The organism is Formosa sp. S-31 (assembly GCF_051172795.1).
GTDB lineage: Bacteria > Bacteroidota > Bacteroidia > Flavobacteriales > Flavobacteriaceae > Formosa.
In genome coordinates this window covers 689117-708753 of sequence record NZ_JAENDK010000002.1, presented here as the reverse complement: position 1 = coordinate 708753, position 19637 = coordinate 689117, and the positions used below count along the sequence as shown (strand labels likewise).

Annotated in this window: 15 protein-coding genes; 6 read left to right on the top strand and 9 right to left on the bottom strand. The window is 33.2% G+C overall.

The features are described 5' to 3' along the window. Positions 1–14 precede the first annotated feature (14 nt). Both ggt and I3217_RS03400 read right to left on the bottom strand, forming a co-directional pair. Positions 15–1709: a gamma-glutamyltransferase gene (ggt, locus tag I3217_RS03405; protein ID WP_435048327.1), complete on the bottom strand. Its 1695-nt coding sequence runs from the start codon at positions 1707–1709 to the stop codon at positions 15–17. After that, a complete protein-coding gene (locus tag I3217_RS03400) occupies positions 1706–2302 on the bottom strand; it encodes an ACP phosphodiesterase (protein ID WP_435048326.1) in 597 nt (198 codons plus the stop codon). Before I3217_RS03400 ends, ggt begins: the two co-directional genes overlap by 4 nt. Before the next feature lie 72 nt (positions 2303–2374). Between I3217_RS03400 and glmM the strand changes: the two genes are divergently transcribed. Next, complete coding sequence (gene glmM / locus I3217_RS03395) at positions 2375–3763, top strand: phosphoglucosamine mutase (protein WP_435048325.1); 1389 nt, start codon at positions 2375–2377, stop codon at positions 3761–3763. Between the two features lie 51 nt (positions 3764–3814). On the opposite strand, the gene I3217_RS03390 is transcribed toward glmM, so the two are convergent. Further along, a complete protein-coding gene (locus I3217_RS03390; protein WP_435048324.1) occupies positions 3815–4708 on the bottom strand; it encodes a lysophospholipid acyltransferase family protein in 894 nt (297 codons plus the stop codon). A 60-nt stretch (positions 4709–4768) separates the two neighbouring features. On the opposite strand from I3217_RS03390, the gene I3217_RS03385 reads away from it, so the two are divergent. Continuing rightward, entirely contained in the window at positions 4769–5422 is a 654-nt protein-coding gene (locus tag I3217_RS03385) for a rhomboid family intramembrane serine protease (protein WP_435048323.1), read from the top strand. Positions 5423–5509: 87 nt separating this feature from the next. On the opposite strand, the gene I3217_RS03380 is transcribed toward I3217_RS03385, so the two are convergent. Further along, a complete protein-coding gene (locus I3217_RS03380; protein WP_435048322.1) occupies positions 5510–6631 on the bottom strand; it encodes a redoxin domain-containing protein in 1122 nt (373 codons plus the stop codon). Positions 6632–6745: 114 nt separating this feature from the next. Between I3217_RS03380 and mnmE the strand changes: the two genes are divergently transcribed. Beyond that, positions 6746–8140: a tRNA uridine-5-carboxymethylaminomethyl(34) synthesis GTPase MnmE gene (mnmE, locus tag I3217_RS03375; RefSeq protein WP_435048321.1), complete on the top strand. Its 1395-nt coding sequence runs from the start codon at positions 6746–6748 to the stop codon at positions 8138–8140. A gap of 105 nt (positions 8141–8245) precedes the next feature. Then, a complete protein-coding gene (locus I3217_RS03370; protein WP_435048320.1) occupies positions 8246–8470 on the top strand; it encodes a hypothetical protein in 225 nt (74 codons plus the stop codon). A 122-nt stretch (positions 8471–8592) separates the two neighbouring features. Here the strand turns inward: I3217_RS03370 and I3217_RS03365 are convergent, their stop codons facing one another. The 3 genes from I3217_RS03365 to I3217_RS03355 form a co-directional block, all read right to left on the bottom strand. After that, positions 8593–9600: a hypothetical protein gene (locus I3217_RS03365; RefSeq protein ID WP_435048319.1), complete on the bottom strand. Its 1008-nt coding sequence runs from the start codon at positions 9598–9600 to the stop codon at positions 8593–8595. Positions 9601–9735: 135 nt separating this feature from the next. Next, entirely contained in the window at positions 9736–10491 is a 756-nt protein-coding gene (locus I3217_RS03360; protein ID WP_435048318.1) for a hypothetical protein, read from the bottom strand. Between the two features lie 260 nt (positions 10492–10751). Then, positions 10752–14789 carry a hypothetical protein gene (locus tag I3217_RS03355; RefSeq protein WP_435048317.1) on the bottom strand — a complete coding sequence of 1346 codons (4038 nt, stop codon included), beginning with the start codon at positions 14787–14789 and terminating at the stop codon, positions 10752–10754. Between the two features lie 218 nt (positions 14790–15007). Between I3217_RS03355 and I3217_RS03350 the strand changes: the two genes are divergently transcribed. Together I3217_RS03350 and I3217_RS03345 are read left to right on the top strand one after the other, a co-directional pair. Then, positions 15008–15673, top strand: a complete 666-nt coding sequence (locus I3217_RS03350) for a TIGR02594 family protein (RefSeq protein ID WP_435048316.1) — start codon at positions 15008–15010, stop codon at positions 15671–15673. Positions 15674–16005: 332 nt separating this feature from the next. Next, complete coding sequence (locus I3217_RS03345; RefSeq protein ID WP_435048315.1) at positions 16006–18912, top strand: hypothetical protein; 2907 nt, start codon at positions 16006–16008, stop codon at positions 18910–18912. A 21-nt stretch (positions 18913–18933) separates the two neighbouring features. Here I3217_RS03345 and I3217_RS03340 read toward each other — a convergent pair whose 3' ends face one another. After that, a complete protein-coding gene (locus I3217_RS03340) occupies positions 18934–19335 on the bottom strand; it encodes a hypothetical protein (RefSeq protein ID WP_435048314.1) in 402 nt (133 codons plus the stop codon). Then, positions 19328–19633: a hypothetical protein gene (locus tag I3217_RS03335; protein ID WP_435048313.1), complete on the bottom strand. Its 306-nt coding sequence runs from the start codon at positions 19631–19633 to the stop codon at positions 19328–19330. The genes I3217_RS03340 and I3217_RS03335 overlap by 8 nt, the downstream gene beginning before the upstream one ends. Positions 19634–19637 lie beyond the last annotated feature (4 nt).

Below are 19637 nucleotides of genomic sequence, written 5' to 3'. Positions count from 1 at the left end.
TCGCAAAAGTAAAATTAAAAACCTATTGCTGTATCATCTCCGCGATAATCGGCGCCGGCTTCGTAGCTACCATCTTTTAATTTTAAAATACCATCCACTCGTCCTATAATAGGGGCGTCCTTTTCATTGATATGGTATCCTTTTTTCTCTAATGCAGAGATTGTTTTTTTGTCAAATTTGTTGGGTTCCATTAAAACCTCGTCTGGTAACCATTGGTGGTGAAAGCGTGGTGCATTTACGGCTTCCTGCATGCCCATGTTAAAATCGTGAACATTTAAAATGATTTGCAACACACAGGTAATTATGGTTGACCCGCCGGGTGTTCCTACTGACATATAGAATTCACCATTTTTCTCAACTATGGTTGGTGTCATAGAACTTAACATGCGCTTTTGAGGTGCTATACTATTAGCTTCCGCACCTATTAATCCAAACATATTTGGAGTACCTGGTTTACTGCTGAAATCGTCCATTTCGTTATTTAAAAAGAAACCCAGTTCCGAACAATATAATTTAGATCCATAGGCGCCATTTAGCGTGGTGGTAACCGCAATGGCATTGCCGTACTGATCGACTATGGAGTAGTGGGTAGTTTCATCGCTTTCAACAACTTCCACATTACCATGTTTTAAAGTAGAAGAAGGGGTGGCTTGTTTAAACGAGAAGTTAGACATACGATCTTTTAAGTAGCTGTCGCTTAATATTTCAGTTTGGGGTATATCAACAAAATCGGGATCGCCCAGATAATAACTTCGGTCGGCATAAGCACGGCGTTCTGCTTCGGTAATGATCTGAATGGCTTTGGTACTGTTATGACCATATTTTTCCAGAGGGTAAGAAGCTATCATGCCCATAATCTGACCCAGACATACACCGCCGCTGGAAGGAGGTGACATGGAAATGATTTTTAAATTGTCGTAATTAAAGATTACGGGTTTACGCCATTTTGCTTCGTAACTGGCCAGATCCTCTTCTGTAATTATTCCACCGTTATCCTGAATAAACCCTGCAAGCGTTTTGGCTGTGTCACCTTTGTAAAAACCGTCTTTTCCCTGTTCTAAAATGACTTGTAGGGTATTTGCAAGTGCCGGGTATTTAATGGTGTCGTTAACTTTCCAGTTGGCATCTAATACAATGGTATCTTTATTGGCTTTTTGAAACGATGGTCTTTTGGCCTGGATTCTACGTTCCTGTTTTTCTGTAACAACCACTCCTTTTTTAGCAAGGTCGATTACGGGTTTAAGTATGGTTTCAAGAGGTAAAGTGCCAAATTTTTCGTGAGCGGCAAAAACGCCTGCTACTGTACCGGGAACTCCAACGGCCATTGCACCGAGTGTGCTTTTTTCTGGGATTACGTTACCAAGGCTATCCAGATACATGTTTTTCGTCGCAGCCATAGGGGCTTTCTCACGATAGTCCAGACAGCCAATTGCGCCTGAATTTAGTCTGTAGACCATAAATCCACCACCACCAAGGTTGCCAGCATAGGGATAAGCCACGGCAAGAGCCAGTTCGGTAGCCATCATTGCATCGAATACGTTTCCGCCTTGTTTTAGTATGGAAGTTCCAATCAATGAGGCTTCTTTTCTGGCAGAAACCACCATGCCTTGTTTGGCAATTACTCCAGTTACTGGGTGTTTTTTAGTGTAAGATTCCTTACAGGACAGCAGGGTTAGAGTCAGGGCTAAAATTAAAATACGGTATTTCATATATTGGTAAGCAGAGATTTTAGTTTTTGATGTGAGGTTTGTCTGAGGTCTTCAAAAAAGCTGGTGAATTCATTTTCAAATTCGCTATAATATTCTTGTAATTCTGTAATTGATTGGTCCATATTCGATTTAAATCTGGTACGTCTGTTCATACCACTTAAAACCTGTGCAATGCCATCCAGACTGGCATAACTTACCAGCCAGTTCCCTTGTTTAATGTAAGGTAGCATATTCTGGGTGCGTTCTGGTAGAATATCATATTGATCCTCCAGTAAATTGTAAAAATTTTGAGCGTATATATCTAAAGGGATGTCACAATAACTTCCCCAGTTTTTCGCCAGAAAATGATCGTAAAAAATATCAACGATTACACCTGAATAATGATGATAATTGGCGTGTAATTTTTTGGTGCTTTGTTTTACGGTAGCGTGCGAGTCGGTATAAGAATCGATATGGCGATGCAATAAAATTCCGGTTTGTATAGGTTTGGGGTAGTTGGTATAGGACTTTCCGCGAATACCATCTGCAATAAAATTACCAATACTTACAAGAGGTAAATTTTCCGACAGGTAGATGTGCGCTAAATAATTCATTTGGGTAATTTACAAATTCAAAATATAAGATTCCGTGTTGAAATACTATATTTGTTGAAACTAATTTATTTTATGACATTAATCAAATCAATTTCAGGAATTCGCGGTACTATTGGTGGTGCTGTGGGAGATAATTTAACCCCGATAGATGCGGTGAAATTTGCTGCAGCTTACGGTACTTGGATTAAGCAACAACGTACTAAAGAACAATATAAAGTAGTAGTAGGACGCGATGCCCGTATTTCGGGTGAAATGATTCAGAGTCTGGTAATGAATACCCTTGTAGGTATGGGTATTCACGTTATTGATCTAGGCTTGTCAACAACACCTACGGTAGAGGTTGCTGTGCCTTTGGAACATGCCGACGGAGGTATTATTTTAACAGCGAGTCATAATCCGAAACAATGGAATGCTTTAAAACTTCTGGATGCTAAAGGGGAGTTTTTAAATGCCGAAGAAGGCGCAAAAATTCTGGAATTTGCAGAGGCTGATACCGCACAATTTTCAGAAGTGGATGATCTGGGAGAAATTTCAATAAACGACGCTTATATCGATATTCATATCGATGAAGTTTTAGATTTACCATTGGTGAATGAAGATGCTATTAAAGCAGCAAAATTTAAGGTGGTTGTTGATGGTGTAAATTCTACAGGAGGACTTGCAATTCCTTTACTTTTAGAGCGTTTAGGTGTTGAGGCGGTAAAATTGTATTGCGAACCTAACGGACATTTTCCTCATAACCCGGAACCTTTAAAGGAACACTTAACCGATCTGTCTGAAGCTGTAGTTAAAGAACGTGCCGATTTCGGGATTGTAGTCGATCCGGATGTAGACCGACTGGCTTTTATGGATGAAAACGGAGAGATGTTTGGAGAAGAGTATACTCTGGTTGCCTGTGCTGATTATGTACTGAGTAAAAATCCCGGGAATACCGTAAGTAATATGAGTTCTACCAGAGCCTTAAGAGATGTAACAGAAAAGCATGGCGGTACTTACGAAGCCAGTGCTGTGGGAGAGGTGAATGTGGTAACCTTAATGAAAAAGAATAATGTAGTTATTGGAGGAGAAGGCAATGGTGGTATAATTTATCCGGAATTACATTATGGTCGCGATGCTTTAGTTGGTGTGGCATTGTTTTTAAGCTTACTGGCCGAAAAGAAAATGTCTGTTAGTGAATTAAAGCAGACTTATCCACAATATTATATGGGTAAAAAGAAAATAGCTTTAACACCAGAACTGGATGTTGATGCGGTTTTAAAAGCGATTGAAACCAAATACGCAGCTGAAAACATCACGACTATAGATGGTGTGAAAATAGATTTTCCAGACAATTGGGTACACTTACGTAAAAGTAATACAGAGCCTATTATCAGAATTTATACAGAAGCTGGTTCTCAGGATGAAGCCGATGCTTTGGCTGACAGGTTTATAGCTGAATTATCTGAAATAGCAGGGATTTAACCCGTAACATATAAAAACAAAAACGACCATTTTAAAGTGGTCTTTTTTGTTTTACTGAAATTCTGTTGGAACCTTGTTTCTGTGTTTCCAGCGTTTATGTGTCCATAAATAATATTCCGGAGCTTCATAAATCTGTGCTTCTACTTTTTTAAGGAAGTTATCGGTAATGTCGTAGTCTTTAAATTCCTTGGCATTTTCAGCCAAAAGCTCGAAGGTGGTTTCGTAGTACCCGCGTTTCAGGCGTTTCACTCTAAAAAAGATTACAGACATATCTATACGTTTAGCCAACATTTCCGCACCGGTATACACCGGAACTTTAATGCCCATAAATTCGGTCCAGTGAAATGCTTTATTAGCTTTTGGTGATTGGTCTGACACGAAACCACAAATGGAAAGCTCTTTATTTACTTTGCCTTTTAAAAGGGTTGGTATGGTTTCTTTGGTGGTAATTAAATGGCTGTTGTATTTAGCGCGAATACCTTTAAATAATTTGTCGAAATATTTGTTTTTTAGTCGTTTGTAAACAGCATAGCCCTTTACATCTTTAAAATAGGTTTGTAATATAAAAATCCATTCCCAGCTACCGTAATGCGCACACATAAGCGCAACGCTTTTGTTTTTATCGACCATATCCTGAATAATGTCCAGACCCTGAAACGTAAAGCGTTTCTTCATTTCTTCTTCGGTAATAGATAACGATTTAATCGCTTCCATTATCATATCACATAAATGATGGTAAAAGGCCTTGGTAATGCGTTTTTTTTCAGCTTCAGATTTATCGGGAAACACCAGATCTAAATTCGCTTTTACGGTTTTTCTTCTGTAACGTCCGATATGATATAATAAAACATAAACGACATCCGAAAAGGCGTAAAGTAATCTAAAAGGAAGCAGAGAAATTAACCAGATAATAGGATAAAGGAGGATATAGGCGAGAAATTGCATTATTTAGTTTTAGTTTTGCGAAACAAATATATGTTATATTTGATTTAAAGAAGATTGTTTATGGGGAATTTAAGTTTAGTTACTATTGTAATTATAGCCGCCAATGTTATTATTTCGTTTAAAGGTTTTAAAGATTACGGGTTTTTCGATACTTATAAGTTTAATGTAGGACGTATTAAGGCCGGAGAGAAGTTACGTCTTTTTAGTTCCGGATTTTTACATGTAGATACAGCGCATTTGTTCTTTAACATGTTTACGTTGTATTTTTTTGCCGATGTGGTAGTTTCGAGACTTGGGAATTTTAATTTTCTGGTCGTCTATATTGTAAGTCTGGTGCTGGGTAGTTTGTTGTCTCTATATCTTCATAAAAATGAATACCATTATACTGCTGTTGGTGCAAGTGGTGCTGTTACGGGAGTGTTGTATTCCGCTATTTTACTGGAGCCTAATATGCGTTTGTTTTTATTCTTTATTCCAATTCCGATACCGGCTTATATTTTTGGAATAGGATATTTATTATATTCTATTTATGGTATGAAAAATCAGGTAGGTAATATAGGTCATGATGCACATTTTGGCGGTGCAATTGGTGGATTTTTGACCACTTTAATTTTAAGACCTGTATTGTTTCAGACCGATTTACTAATGATAGCTTTGTTAACCATTCCAATTATTTTACTGTATATATTGTACAAAACAGGGAAGTTGCATTAAGTTAAATAAATGCATTACAACTGAAAATAAAAACGCCTTCAATAAATAAAATATTGAAGGCGTTTTTTGTATTATTAAATCAGGAAATTAATCCAGTAATTCAGCAATCTTCGCATCTAATTGCGGACCTCTTAAATCTTTGGCAACAATTTTACCATTGGCGTCAATAATAATCGTTGCAGGAATTGCTCGGATATTAAATTGTTTCGCTAACGGATCGTTAAAATAAGCCAGGTTAGACATGTGTTTCCAGGTTAAACTGTCTTTTTTAATAGCTCTTAACCACTCGGCTTTAGCATCTTTTTGTCTTGGAGTACCATCTAAGGAAATGCTTAAAATCTCAAGTCCTTTATCGTGATATTCACCGTATAGTTTTACAAGATTCGGGTTCTCGCGTCTGCAAGGTCCGCACCATGAAGCCCAGAAATCGATAATGGTTACTTTTCCTTTTACGTCGTATAAGGAAATGGATTTTCCTTCAGTATCCGGAGCAGAGAAATTCTCAACTGTACTTCCTATAGCAGTGGCAGAAACCGCTTTAATAGTTGTGCCTACAGCTTTTCCGGCACGTGTATTTTTTAATTCTTCGGTAAAATTATCGTAAATGGCTTGTTTTTGCTCAAAAGGAATTTGTTCGATACTCATGGCACGTTCTAAAATTAATGCAGAAACCACAGCGTCATTATTTAATTTCATGAATTCCAGATCGTGTTCCTGACTCGCTTTTACCAATTCTTCAAATTCAGCCTGAATATTGGCCATGGTAGTTGTGTCCTTTTTCTGCTGCGCACTTCTGAATTCCATACTTAATTCCTGATTGCGCTTTTGCATCCCTTTCATATAATCCTGGTACGCATTAAAGACTTTGTTTTCCTGGCTCCCTTTAACACGTGTATTCATAATACTGTCCGTATTAATATCTACGGTCATATCTTCATTTTCAATAATTACAGGAATTGTTCCTCTAATCTGATCTATATTAATGAAGTAGATGTCCGGAGAGGTTACGCCTCCTTCTAAAACTGCTTTACCATTGGTTACCGTAGTAGAATCTAAAAGGACATTATTCTGCCCGTCCATTCGGAATAATTTTATGGTTTTACCGTTAGCAGCTTCATTTAACGAGGCTGTTAAAGCGAAACTATTTTTGTCTTTAGCACATGAAAATGCTAAAACTGCCGCACCAAGCAGTGCAAATCTTTTAATCATATTTGGGTTATTTTTAATTCCGAACAAATATAAGAGAATATCTATGTAAAAGTTGTTAAGATTTTGATAAGTGTATCGTTTAAAGAGTTGAACTATAATGTTTACTTTTGCAACATGAATTATAACGATACCATTATTGCATTAGCAACACCTTCAGGAGCAGGGGCTATTGCTGTGATACGACTTTCAGGGAATAAAGCCATTGCTTTGGCAAGTAGCGCTTTTAAATCGGTAAGCGGAAAGGTTCTGGAACAACAGGACACGCATACGATACATTTAGGGCATATCGTTGATGGCTCCCGGGTGATTGATGAGGTTTTAGTATCAATATTTAAAAATCCGAAATCGTATACAGGAGAAGATGTTATCGAGATTTCCTGTCACGGGTCGCAGTATATCCAACAGGAAATTATTCAGTTGTTTTTGCGTCTGGGCTGCCGTATGGCCGATGCCGGAGAATTTACTTTGAGAGCTTTTTTAAACGGTAAATTAGATTTAAGTCAGGCGGAAGCGGTAGCCGATTTAATTGCGAGCGATAACGAAGCATCTCATCAAATTGCCATGCAGCAGATGCGTGGCGGATTTTCTTCGGAAATTGCAAAACTACGCGAAGAGCTTCTAAATTTCGCATCTTTAATTGAGCTGGAACTGGATTTTGCTGAAGAGGATGTTGATTTTGCAGATCGTACTCAGTTCAGAGCCCTTATTGAACGGATCACCTTTGTATTAAAACGCCTGATCGATTCGTTTGCGGTTGGAAATGTTATTAAGAATGGTATTCCTGTCGCAATAGTCGGAGAACCAAATGTGGGAAAATCCACTTTATTGAATGCTTTATTAAATGAGGAGCGCGCCATAGTAAGCGATATTGCAGGGACAACACGTGATACGATTGAGGACGAATTGAGTATAGGGGGGATAGGTTTCCGTTTTATAGATACTGCGGGAATTCGAGAAACGTCTGATGTGGTGGAAGGTCTGGGGATTAAAAAGACCTTTGAAAAAATTGAACAATCTCAGGTTGTGGTATTTTTAGCTGATGCCACAACACTTGAAACAACAGAGGCCCGACAAAATTTTAAAATTGAAATTGAAAAAGTAAAGAATAAGTATCCGTTAAAACCGATGGTTATTATTGCGAATAAGGTAGATAAACTTCCGGAAGAAATCATTAACGTTCTTCAGGAAGATATTGAAAACCTGCATTTACTTTCTGCTAAAACAGGCCTGGGTGTAGAAGAATTAAAAATAAAACTTCTGGACTTTGTAAACACTGGTGCCTTACGTAATAACGAAACTATAGTAACCAACACCAGACATTACGATGCTTTATTAAAAGCCTTTGAAGAAATCCAGAAAGTGCAACATGGTCTGGATACCAATTTATCTACCGATTTAATGGCTATTGATATTCGTGAAGCTTTATACCATTTTGGGGTCATTACTGGTCAGGTTACCAACGATGAATTGCTGGGAAATATCTTTGCTAATTTCTGTATCGGAAAGTAATAATCAAAAACAACACAAACTATTGCAAATAAAACCTCTGTAAATACAGGGGTTTTTCTTTTTGGTGTTTTGTGATATGTAGATATAGAGCAGTTTAAGTCTATATTGGATGCTTTAGAGTCGAAAATTGAGGAATTAAAAAGTGGGATACAAACTCGCCAACAAGATATTGTAAATTCCGCGTTAGGAAATGCAGCTTCAAATGCCACTGTTTATGCAGCAAAAAAGCTATTTGGAGGTCATACTTTACCTGCGACTAAAGGTGATTTCAATATATTAAAGCAAGATTTAGAAAAGATACATTTTATTTTAAGACAAATGAAAGTATAATTTAAAATTACCCGCAATGACTGCAACCAACGTGTACTAACCACTTCATAAAGACCGGTATTAATTATGGTTTTTGAAGTGGTTATTTTTTTTGAATATTGTATGTAGTAGACATTGAATTATTAAATTTTAAATATCGTGTCATTAGTGATGTTTTTCTTGTAAGCCTTAATAAGTTCTTCTAATCTTTCTTTTGTGTCACCAGAAGAGTCAATTAACAATTTCTCAGCTTTCTTGATTTTTTCTATATAATTAAAGTCGCTATATAATTCTACCATTTTATTTAATTCTTCTACTCCGGTATTTTCATTTTCACCGAAGAATTTCTTTAGTATATTAGCATTCGCTAAAGTAGGAGTGAAATTTGTGTAGTGGGTTACTTCTTCTCCATTAAAGCTCCATATCATATAAGGGGCGTCGCCTTTATATTCTTTACCATTTTTCGATAATTTGAATTGGTTTTTGTTGTGTCCGGATTCGGTAATTTCATATCCTTTAAATTCATTTTCATGTTGTTCATTTATAACCATTTTAAACCCCTCTGTCGTGTTTCTTAATCCTCCAACACCATCTACTATTGAACTATCAAAAGTTAAAAATGCAGGCGCATCATCAATTGCTTGATTTATAAGGTCTGAGGCTGATTTTATTATTTGACTTCCAGCTAGAATATAATTAGATACTACGGAAAAAATGGGCAATCCAGCTGCAGAGGATAAAAAACTAGAAATTTTGTCAAAAATTTTATCGTTAAAATTATCCGCTTTAAGTTCCAAAGTAATTCTTAGTAAATCCTTGTCAAATGCTTGAGAGTAATAGATGAGTGGAGTGCCTTCGTTTCCTGCTGAAGGGTACAAAATTTTTCTGCTATCTTTTTTATCGAAAATTTGATGAACAGCTCTAGGGGCTTCATTGTATGTTATATCATCTTTTATTCTGCTACATACAACTACGGCTTTTTTACTTTTGAATAAACCAGTATCTTTTAAGTCACCTAAATAAACTGAATGAAGGCGAATTAATAATGGTTTTCCTATTCCTATTTCTTTAAAAGGAACAGGTTCGTTGGATGGAGAAACGAGAGATAGATTATTTTTAATTTGTAATGAAGATAAATCTTTAAGTAGCATGTTTTTAAGTTTTAATTGGTTGTATCAATTTTCTTTAGAATTGTACCCTAAATTATTTCATTAACAAGAAAAATCCTATACCCATTTTAGGGTATATTTTAGTTTAATTATTTGATTTAGTGGTTTTTAATGGTTTTATGGAATGAAATGATTTTCCTTACGGAAATATTCGAACCAAGTTTCCTTAGTGTGATCATCTTCTGTTTTTGGATGTTCCCTGATTAATGTAAAACCAAAGTCTCCAGTGTTATCATATCGTTTTGACGCAATAAGCTGGTATCTTTTTTTACCACAAAATACAATGGCTCCACTTCCTCCCATATTATATTTTCCCTGAACGAAATGGACATTGTTTTTATTTCCTCTTAATAGAGACAAAAAAGTAGACTCAAATTCTTCAGGGGGTTGCCCTTCCCCATTGTCGTAAATTATTACCGATGTTGGATATTGTTTTTTTTGAGTTCTAGGGCCTTTACCATCAGCCATGATTTGAATCTCTTCCGCTTGAGATTTTCTAAACTCTCTTAAATCCCAATTGTTTTTTGGATAAAATAAATCTATCGCTTCTTCCATTGATTTAGGAGCCTTTTCAGACTTTGGGTCGATACCCATTTCCAAGCATTTCATTGTAAGAATTGCATCAATAGAATTAGTGGTTTTTTCTATTAATGCAGCAATTGGGTTAGATTGTTGGTTTTTTACTATACCATAGTTACTCTTGTTGGCTCCTAAAGGTTTCCAATTAGCATTATCAAATGTTTCAAGATTAGCTTCTATTACAGATTGTAATTCTATTTCGTCTTTTGCATTAAAAAGTTGGTGAAATAATTCTTTATGATCGGTTGTTGTGAAAACTTGGTTGAAAAGTGAGTTGGTGTTTTTATTTGACATTTGTTAAGGTTGGAAAGAAATTTAGGTTTAGTGATAAGTTATGTTAGTTTTTGAAAATTACATATAATTTAATTTGTTTTCTAAAAAAGTGAATTAATATTTATCCATTTTCAAAATAATTTTAAGTGAAAAATGTAAATGTTTGATTCTTAGAATTTTTATTGTATTGGTGATTTTGGATAACGCTGTTTTATTTTTATGTCTACAGTTTGACATAATTAATATTGAAGTTCATTTTTAAGGGAAGGGCGAGGATTAAATTATGTAGTTTTACTTCCACTTTTTGCTAAAATAGTACTTAATGTAGGTAGCAATACACCTAATCCTCCTAATGCCGTAATTAAAGCGTTAAAATCTTGAACTAAGTTTGGTTCTCCTAATGCGATAAAAACCATTATTGTTAAAATAATTAAATAAATAACAATTTTAATAGTTCCCCAAGAACCATCTGTTCTATTTTTAATTTCTAATTGTAAAGCTTCCTCCTTCGAAACCGAAGAAAGAATAAAATATTTAAAGCTTTGATTAAAAATTACAGGTCTGTCATCCCATTTTATGAGCCCCTTTTTAATTAATGAAAATAAAGAGTCGTGATTTTTAATATTTAAGAAATCATCTTGGGCGAGATCATAGATCATATAGCGTTCTTTGCTTGGCATAGAGTTCCAAATATCTGAATAATATCCAAAACTTAAATTTTGGATATGTACTATCATGTGATGTTTATCTAGAATTTTATTGTTTTTTGTATAATTTGTTTTAGAATATATTACAGCAGCTAATTCAGGTAAAAAGTTGCTGTACCCTAATTCTTCAACAATTATGTTTTTTTTACTATCGTCATTTTCATTCTTTAATATATTTCTAACCTTTTTTTTGTTTTTCGTTATGCCAAGAATTACTTGAGGAAATGCACCTATTATATTACGCCAGGAGTTAAATTCATTAAATATTTCAATTTTGGAAATTTTCATATCAGATATATCCATAGGAGTATTTGAGTTAATTTGCTCTTGATAAAAGCTCAGTATTTGACTTGGGTATATTTCAGAAATCAGTATGATCCGTTTATTTTTAGCTATCAAATAACACAAAATCTCAAGTTTGATTTTATTAGAAAAAAATGAATGGATGTCATATTCTAAATGGTCAAGAATAAAGTAATTAAATTCTTCTTGCCATCCTTTTTTTTTGTTATTGATATAGGGATGGGAAATAAAGCCTGTAAAAAGTGTGTCAAAATAGTGTTGAATATTAGAATTTGTACTGCCAATTTGATTAATATTCAAAAAGGATAATGCAACCCCTTTTTTTTCCTCAGTCTGTGATAATATTGTTTCTGCATATTTTCTTTTACTTGTAAGGGGCGGTCCTATTATTATTAAGCCAGAGTTGGCACCTTCCTTATTTAATATTTGAGCAAATTTTTTGGAGTAATTTTTATTTTGATTTGTGTCGAAATCATTTGATTTTAATGACATAAAACAGAAACCGAAAAATCTATAAACATAAAAATAAATAAGAAAAAATATTGAGAATAAGAGGATTAGTATGCCAATGATTTTTACGGATTTGAAAAAGGTATTTGAATAAAAAGGGAGGATATGGTTATAACTGTTTTTACAATTGTTTTCTTCATTGGATTTCTTTTTTATGATCGATACCAAAGAAGTTTTATTGTGTTTAGTAATGAACTTAATGGAATCATTATATTCATTACTAGACCAACTTTTATCATTTGCCCCATTAAAAGCTAATGCTTGATGCGGTCTTATTTTTTTATTAAATATAGGTCGAACGTACCATAGGAAGTTGGAAAATTCAGTATCATAATGCCTCTCATTATCTTCATTAACGGGCTTAATTTTATTGGAGTTATGTAGGTTATATTCACTTGCTTCTAAATACTGTTTATATAATCTTTCATTATTTTTTCCTTCGTAAGGAGGTAATTTATCCCTAAGGTATTTGTCGTTCTTTATGTATTGGGATGCTTTGTAATATTGATTGGTCTTAGTCCATATGAAATTTTCAATATTAACAGATTTGCTATATAATAGGAATGCAGGAAGTAGTGATGAAATTAACAACCAAGAGGTGAGAAAAATCGCATACCATTTTTGATATAATAGTTGAGTTTTCCTTTCAACAGTATTAACAACCAGGGAGAACCTTCTCAACAAAGGTTTAAAAAGGAGGATAATGATAAAGAATAACTGAATGAGGACTAAGAATAAAAAGTTTTGTCTTGTATATTTAAAATATAGGAAATTGAGAATTACTATTCCTGAAATCAGGAATAATACTTGGATATTTATTTTAGTCTTTTTTTGTTTGTATAGTTTTAAGACATAGTAAACTAATAAAAAAGACCAAAGTATTAATATGAAATTAGATATAGGAGGCGAAGATGGTGTATGGGTAATACTTTCAACGTAAATAGTGTTAATTATTACTAAAAGTCCTAAAGCGAATAATAATATACTTAAACCAATGTATCTTTTTTTATAGAATTTTTTTGGAAGTAAGAAATCAAATATAAAAGTGTTTTCTTTATAAAAACCATTTTTTTGTTTTCTAAAAATTAAAATTACTACGGTTATAATTGAGGTAAGTAAAAACATACAAAATATTCCCATAGTTGAGAGGGATAAAATTTCAGCAGTTTTTAACCTTAGTAATGAAATATCATAATAAGCTACAAGACTTAAATTGGTGTCTTCTATAGGTAGAGTATAATAAATTTGTTTTTCCCCATATAGCTCAAAATTACCATGGACTTTAATACGTCCAATTATAGCAGCATATAGAGGCTCATGTTTGGAACTAAATTCAAAGAGATTTTCAAGGGTTGATTTACCTTTGTCCGAATGAAACCAAATTTCTCCTTCGCTATCTACAATGGCAAATTTATATCCAAAGGGTAATATAGGTTGATGAACAGATTTTAATTGACTGCTACCTACCTTGTAACTATTAGCATCATTTTGTATTATGTAAACCGCTTCCTCTGTTTCATCCTGTATGGATACCACAGGTCGCATCACATATTTTATCTTATACTTACCTGTAGTCCAAACGTTACTTTGAGACTTTATATTTTTAAAGTAATTTCGGTGAGATAAGGACGTTGGAGTTTTTTTTTGAGGTGGCTCCTTAATGTAATTAATGGAATATTTAATAGTTCCCGCTGTATCAATTTTGGATACTATTTTGAAATATTCTTTATAAGAATTAAAATAATTTTTTGATTTAGGCATGGTGTCTAGTAAGGGGGAGAGATATTTTTTTAATTTAATTTTGGAGTTGGAATTTAAGATTGCTTTAAAATTGTCGTTGGCTAAACTATCCTCATATTTTTTATCATAACTATTTAAATCAAAATTATACAAGCGGGTGATTATCGATTTGTTTTCTTCTTCAAAATTCATCTTAACATTGCAAGCTAGGTGTTCTAATTCACTTGGGATTTTATTATATAGTTGATTTGAATAATCAATTATGGATAGAAAAATAATATATAATAATGGGCTCCCAATAAGTATGGCAAAACCAGCAAATACTATATCTTGTCGGTTTAAACGTTCATCCTCTGCAATAAAATACATTTTAAAGAAAGGCATTCCGAAAACACAAAGAAGTAAAAAGGTGGCTAATAGACATATAATCCAAGGGTCTAGTTGCCTTGTTAAATCTTTATAATGATTACTTTTAATCAAGCCTATCATTTGAAAATCTACATTTTCATCATATTTATTGCTATAATTATATTTTCTTGCGAACACTTTATAGTCTTGTCCTATAAAATTGAGATCTGCAACCTTTGCAATTTCTAAGCCCATTATTCCAAATAAACTATCATTTTTGTCTAGTTTCTTCGGCAAAGCAATTGAATTGATAAGAATTGTTTTTGTGCTGTCAGTTATTCGATTGTCAGTTATTCGAATGATTAAGTGGTCAAAACCTTTGTACTTAAGGAGTTTTTTTGCTGTACTTTGATATATTGAATCTTGAAATGTACTATCTAACGATTTCTTATTATCTACTTCATTCAGGCCTTCCTTTATTGAGTTTTGTCTAAGGAAATCATTTTCTAATTTTTTAGAGGCTATCTTAAAGTAATTATCTAGTGTAGTGAATTTGTAATTTGTAATGTTGCTTTCATTGTCTTTGATATAGAGGTAATATCCTAAGCCGAGTAAGGAAATAATTATGATGGCAATAGTTACAACTCCAAAAATCTTTTTGTTATTAATAGGAGGTCTTTTAATATTAGAAAAAAGGGATGAAATATTCATTGCCTTGAGGATTAGAGTGTCTTCTAAATGTTGTTTGGGGGCAGACCATGGAAATCTTTAAATATATGAGATTGAATAGCGGAATAAAATACCCACTAATGGGTATTTTGTCTAAACTATTTTTTTACTTAATTAAGATTAGTTTTTTAATATCTATAAAAGTTTTTTTTCTACTATTTAAACTTTGTGAAGAACGGTGGTGGAATAATTAAAAAGTTATGATAAGTATTTTAAATATAGCAATTTCAGAAATCGGAGTTAAAGAAGTACCAGGGAAGAAATCAAATCCGAAAATTCTTCAATATGCGAAAGATTTGGGTTTTGATGATTATATAGATGATGATGTTGCCTGGTGTAGTCTGTTTATGAACTGGGTAGCCCATAAGGCTGGTTTGGAAAAATCGGGAAAGCTAAATGCACGGTCATGGTTGAATGCAGGGATACCAATAGTCAGTCCTGAACCTGGTGATGTTGTGGTTTTTTGGAGGGAAAGTAGGAGTTCATGGAAAGGGCATGTTGGAATTTATATGGGGCATGCTTTTGATTTCAATAGAATATATTGTTTAGGAGGAAACCAAGGAAATCAGGTTTCAATTACAGCTAAGCACAAAGATGAAATTTTGGGGTTTAGAAGACTAAGGCCAATTGGTAAGTTTGATTTTACGAATAAAGTTTTAAAAATAGGAAATACTGGGGCAGATGTAGTTCAGCTGCAAGATGGGCTTAAACAATTGGGGTATAATTGTGGGACTTCAGATGGCGTTTTTGGGAAAAAAACAGAACAAGCACTTAAAGATTTTCAATCTAGCAATACAGAATTAAATATAAATGGTGTTTTTGATGAAGAGACAAGAGTGTACTTGATTGAACTTTTGGAAGTATAAATAGAATAGTTTTAAATTTAATCGATTCTCTTTAATTGTGAGACAACTCAATTTGATAATACTTTTGTTTTGGGAGAATCTCAGATATTCTGTTCTATCCTAGTTTATAATGTTATAATAATCCGTAGGGAATTCCAATTATAGAGTGAGTTTATTAACCCTAAGTTTATGAGGTTAATCCATTGTGAAATGTGTTTTTTAAACTAGCTGTCAATTGAACGAGTTGAATCGGGGGTTTGGATTTGAGTACGATTGTTAAAGGTATTTTTTTCAGAAATACGGAAATGTTTTTGGAAAAGTTGTTGTATAAATTAAACTAATCAAAATAAATCATGGGAAAGGTGTTAAAAGTGTGTTTGGCCATGGGGGGAGGAGTTTCTCTTGGGACATTTTCTGGTGCTGCCTTGACGGAATCTTTAAAACTCTTATTACTTTTTGGGAAGGATAAGGAAGGAAATCCCTATGAAGATGTTGTTGTTGATGGTATGAGTGGTGCAAGCGCAGGAGCTATTGCTCTAACTATTATGTTAAGGACCCTTATTGATTATAAATCCATGATGAAGGTTTATAATCAGAATAGTGAAGCTAATAAGGAAATTACAGAGGCATTATTAATTAAAGAATTAGCTGAAGATTATTTTTTCAATGATAAGGACAGTGTTGAGAATCATGAAAATTTTGAAAAATTAAAAGCGATTCAGGTTGCTCAAAAAATTCAAAAGCAAATTTGGACTGAAAAAATAACTAGTAGGTTGCTTTTAGAAAAAAAAATAAACGGGGAATATAAAAATGATCCGCATGGGTCTTTCAGTATTTTAGATAGGGGCATTTTAATAGATTTAGCCAAGAAGTATTTGGTGGATCCTTTGGATTTTGACCTGAATAATATGCGGCTTTTAGATCCGAAACGTGTTGTTTTTGCATGTTCTTTGACTAATCTAATTCCAATTGAAATAAAGGCAAAAGACGATAAAGTTTTAAATCAATTAGAAGCTAATGTATTGAAGTCTACAGGGTCTCACAATCATTCAGAATTGAGAGTATTTGATTTCATTTTTGATAAAACAATCCAGTATTCAGATGATTGTTGGTTTAAAGTTAGAAAGTTCCCTAAAGATGGTGCTCAGGAACTGGACTTGAATAGCAAGAAGGCATGGTCTATTTTTTCATCTTCAGCTTTGGCTTGTGGAGCATTTCCTTTTGCCTTTGAGCCAGTAGTATTGAAACGCTATAAAAATGAATTCGGACCATATGGAGATGGATGGCCCAAAGCTTTGAGTGATATTAAAGATGAGATTGACTCAGAAAAGATTAAATTTAAAAATAGCTTTTTTAGAAATAGTGAGCTAGAATCTATAGATTATGAATCCTATAATTTTCCTTATATTGATGGAGGCACTTTTAATAATGAACCTATTAAAGAAGCCTTTAAAATAAGTAGTTTCCAAGATTATGGTAAAAAAATGAACCAAGAAAGGTTGGTACTGTTTGTCGATCCAGCAGTGAGAACCGATAAGTTTAAATCATTTAAAGTACCCTCGTACCAATCTATAGTACAAAAGCCCAATAATTCAGTTAAATTTAATAAGGAAATTAATAAGCTAATAGCTAATGTAAGTGCTACAGTTGGTTTATTGGCTAATCAAGGGAGTATTAAAGAAGAGCATAAAATCAAAGATGTAAAAGAAAGTTTAGGTTTACGTGATAACTTGTTCTTGTTTATAGATCAAAATGATTATATGTATAAGAAGTTGTCGGTTGGTCTGATCCATACAGCATTTGTTAAGATAAATAAGAATTTAAATTCTGGAATCATTTCTTTGGGAACTCGAAATTATGTGGAGTATTTTCACAACGAAATCTCAAAATCCGACAAACAAAATCTCGATGAGAATTTAGAAATAGGTCTTGATGTTTTAATTGAAATTAATGATAAAATTTTAAAGTATTGTGAGGGTGCTACTTGCAAAAATTTGAAAGAAGAAAATGACGATTTTTTGTATAAGGAGGTATACCCTGTTTTAAATAAAGGATTTGATGAAGTTCATTGGGAAAAAAGAAACAATTTATTTGCACAAACAATTTTTAAGATTGTTACCGATTTTTCATTGAGAACTGTGGGGAAGAATAGTCAAGCAGAATTTATGGCTATTTTACCCATTAGTCCTGAAGAGGAATTTTTGACTATTCAGCTGCCTGGAGATGAAGTGCAGGCCTTTGCTGGTTTCGCGTCTAAACCATCAAGGATATACTCATTTGAATATGGTAGATTAAGTACCCTAATTTCCTTAAGCACTTTTAATAATGGATTTCGAACAGAAGATCAGGGGTTCAAAAGTGCCATAGTTTCTGATGAAGAATTGAAAGGAACAAGAGTTAAATTATTAAAAGAAGTCATTGATGGTTTAGAATTTTTTGATGTAGATTACAAATATTGTGAGGAGATCAAAGAAGAACTTTATGATTTAGGGATTGAACGTCTCCTTAAATTATTATTTCCCAATAATGGCAGCAACAGAATTAAGCGTTTTCTGGCATTAAAATTACCAACTCAAATAACTGGCCTATTAGCTCTAATCATGTTTCCATTCAAAAGTTTTAAGATGTCAACCCGTTCGGTAAGAAAATTATTAGATAATTTTTCAATTGAAACGGCCGACGGTATAAATTATAAAACATTGGTTCCCATTACCATTTCAATCTTAAGCAATGAAAGGTTAAAAGGAAAGATTAAAATTGGGCATTTGCATCCATCTATGAAAAGTGTGTCTATTCTACCTGGTGAACACGATTGTAAGAATACTAAAAGATATCAATATTTGTTTCAATTATATCAATTAGAGTACGTTAAATCTAGAAGTAAGTCATCCAAGAGGGCAGGAGATTTATCAACTTCTACCCATAAGATGCCTTCTCAAAATATAGAAAGAGTTGGATTAACTGTAAATAGACGTCTTAAAAATCCAAGTATAGATCCTTATGTTCATTTTGAAAAATGGAGAACAGAAATAGAGGAGGAGTCTGAGAAGATAGAAATAAGTGAATTGTCGTTTAATGGAAATTCAATAGGAGACTTAATAACAGCAATTAATAATAAGGAAGCACATTTATTTTATTCTTTAAAAAATATAAACTATTATGTAAACCCTACTTTGGAATATGATATAGATTCGGAAAGAGATTGGTATTTTGTGGAGAATACGAGACCTTTTTATCTTGATTTGTTAAAAGGTAATTAGTCCGTTATGGAGTTCTTTTTTTTAAAAAAAAGAGAACCATAAAAAACATAAAAATGAAATACCCAAAAAGAATATCCATAAAAAGTTACATTCAAAAAGAAATAATGCCTTTTTATATTTATTGTCTGAAATATCTACAGGATCATTGTCGGTTTTTCCAGTGTTTTTAGCATTGTTAATCTCTATCAAATTTTGTTCAAAATTTACTGTTGCATAAGCCAATAGTATTACACCTATGAAAATTCCAGTTATTATCAGCTTATTTTCGATAGATTTGTTTTTCATTGTTTCATTTTCAAGGAGAACAATGAATCCGGCATATACTCCAAACATCCATTTGGACTTAATTATATAATTGTTTAGTTTTACAATTCTTAAGGAAAAGGTATCCTGAGTATTTGAAGTTTTGATTTGTTTAGTCATGTTTAAAACTATTCATGATGTTTGCCAAAAAAGCAAATCCAGAAATAAGATCCTCTTTTTGCAGTAGAGGTTCACTATTATGAACTCTTACCATTTGTGCTAAACCTAGTATTTCGGAATATAATAGAATAAATCTATCTAAATAATCTTCTCCAACATTATAAATATTGATCGAATAAAAAATGTCATTCTTGATATTATTAAACACTCCTTCAAGAAGAAATGTATCGTATTCTGTTTCGTATTTTTGCTTTGCTAACATCAATCCCTGTAATACAGATTCCTCGTTAAAATTCATAATA